This window comes from Alteromonas sp. AO-Serp (genome assembly GCF_017849675.1).
In the GTDB taxonomy this organism is placed as follows: Bacteria; Pseudomonadota; Gammaproteobacteria; order Enterobacterales; family Alteromonadaceae; genus Alteromonas; species Alteromonas macleodii.
In genome coordinates, this window is sequence record NZ_JAFLMX010000281.1 from 1 (window position 1) to 2,247 (window position 2,247).

The following is a 2,247-nucleotide window of genomic DNA, read 5'->3' on the forward strand; positions in this document are numbered from 1 at the left end:
TAAAGGGGGAGTTTGTGCCGCTTACACGCTTTGTTACAAACAGTTGAAGCGTGTAGTCAGCACAATCGACTTGTTGCTATATGCGTAGTAGAGCATGTGATGGAGAAGTGTTCCATCAAAGGGCTGCAGGAAATGTGATTAAAAACAAAGTGAAAGGTTACACACCGCTATTCAATAGTGAATTGTGACTAGCGGCGATGATGGTTCAAACTACGATATAGAGTTTTACTCGTCGTCGTCAGACAGAGTGTTTCTTGGCTTGCGTTTCACAGGAACCATACCAATATCTTCTCCAGACATGGTATCGACACGTTTTTTAGTGCCAGGTTTTGCTGGTTTCGCTACGCGCTTTTTACCACTTTTCGCATTTGATTGTTTCGATACTTTTTTCTTCGGCGTAAAACCTTTGAAAGACGCCGAGAATTCGTCATGCGGTGAACACTCTAACGCATATTGAAGGTGATTCTTAAGCCCCTCGAAACTGTTCCAATCACGAGGGCCAATTAGCGAGAATGCTTCGCCTTTTTGCCCAGCACGGCCTGTACGGCCGATACGGTGAATGTATTCATCAGCGTTCTTAGGAAGGTCAAAGTTAACCACCAATCCTACTTTTGATAGATCTAGTCCACGAGAGGCGAGGTCGGTAGTAACCAGAATACTGTGCTGTCCACGAGCAAACGCACTCATTACTGCTGCGCGTTGGCTTTGTAGCATATCACCACGAAGCGCAATAGCTTCTAAGTTTTGTTCGTTAAGCAGTGCTGCAATTCTATCGGTATCTTCACGGGTAGCTGTAAATACGATAGCTTGGTTGTAGGTACGATTGGCTAGTTCAAACTGTAAAATTTGATCTTTGTTATCAACATTGTCTGCAAAGAAGCACTTCTGTTCGATATCGCCATGCTCTGCGGTTGAGTCTCCTACAGCTACACGAACAGCGCCTTTGGTTAACTGTGTTGTCATATGCTTTAGCTCAATATTATCAAGCGTGGCAGAAAACAACATAGTTTGACGCTTTCTGTGATCAGCATAGTCGTTAATCATTTTAAGCTGAGCAGAGAAGCCTAAGTCTAACATTCGGTCTGCTTCATCAAAGATAAGCAACTCTAAACCGTTTAAATACACACTTTTATCTAATAGATGGTCGGCTACACGACCAGCGGTACCAACGATAATGTGAGGGTTACGGCGAAGCGCTTTAACTTGGTCGTTATAATTTTCACCGCCCACAATAAGTGAACAAGTAAGATTTAGTCCGGTACACATTGATTTAGCTTCAATGAAAACTTGTTTGGCTAGCTCACGAGTTGGCGCAAGAATAAGTGCGCGTGGGTCTTGACGACTAAGGGCTTTTTGCGACATTAGCCTGTTTATAGCTGGCACTAAAAAGGCGAAGGTTTTACCTGACCCCGTTTTTGATGACGCAATAATATCTTTGCCCTGAATAGCTGGCAGCATAGTACGTTCTTGAATTTCGGTTAGCGTCGAAATGTTTTTCGTTTCGAGCTTTGAAATAATTTTGTGGTGAACAGGTAAATCAGTAACTAGCAAGAAGGTATAGCCTTTTTAAAATGACATTCGGGCGCATTATCCCTTAATGCACGGTGCATTTAAAGGTTTATTGGAAAGGCTTATGAGTTTGCAGACTGAAGGCAGGTGCTTGTAACAATCGTTACTCAACGAAGAATATAAAGTTAAAGCAAAAATGTGAGTTGACTCAATGGCGCGCGCTTACCACAAGAGCATAAATGCTGAATGATAAGCGCGACATTGCGAAACACAATTAAATGAAAAGCACAATTAAACGCAGAGTTTAAAACTGCATTTCAGGTACATTTTCAGGAACAACAAGCTTTCCGCCCGTTTTCTCTTTAATTTCGTCAACGCTGACGCCCGGGGCGCGTTCTTGAAGCACAAATGCGCCGTCTTCAACACTCAGCACTGCTAAGTCGGTAATAATGCGCGTAATACAGTTCACACCGGTTAACGGTAAGGTACATTCGCTAAGTAGTTTTGGGTTACCGTGTTTGTCGGTATGGGTCATGGTAACTATTATGTTCTTCGCGCCAGCAACTAAGTCCATAGCACCGCCCATGCCTTTAACTAGTTTGCCCGGTATCATCCAAGACGCAATATTGCCCGATACATCAACCTCAAATGCGCCAAGTACAGTAAAATCAACGTGGCCGCCGCGGATCATGGCAAAGCTCTCAGCGCTACTAAAAATAGATGCGCCTGTGATAGCCG

At 43.6% G+C, this 2,247-nt stretch carries 2 protein-coding genes; both read right to left on the bottom strand.

The annotated features are described in order from the left end of the window. Nucleotides 1-225: 225 nt before the first annotated feature. Nucleotides 226-1,551, bottom strand: coding sequence for a DEAD/DEAH box helicase (locus QVA83_RS18475; protein ID WP_014976575.1), 1,326 nt, complete (start codon nucleotides 1,549-1,551; stop codon nucleotides 226-228). Between the two features lie 262 nt (nucleotides 1,552-1,813). Next, a partial coding sequence (locus QVA83_RS18480; RefSeq protein WP_287498794.1) for a CoA-transferase occupies nucleotides 1,814-2,247 on the bottom strand: 434 nt, incomplete at its 5' end.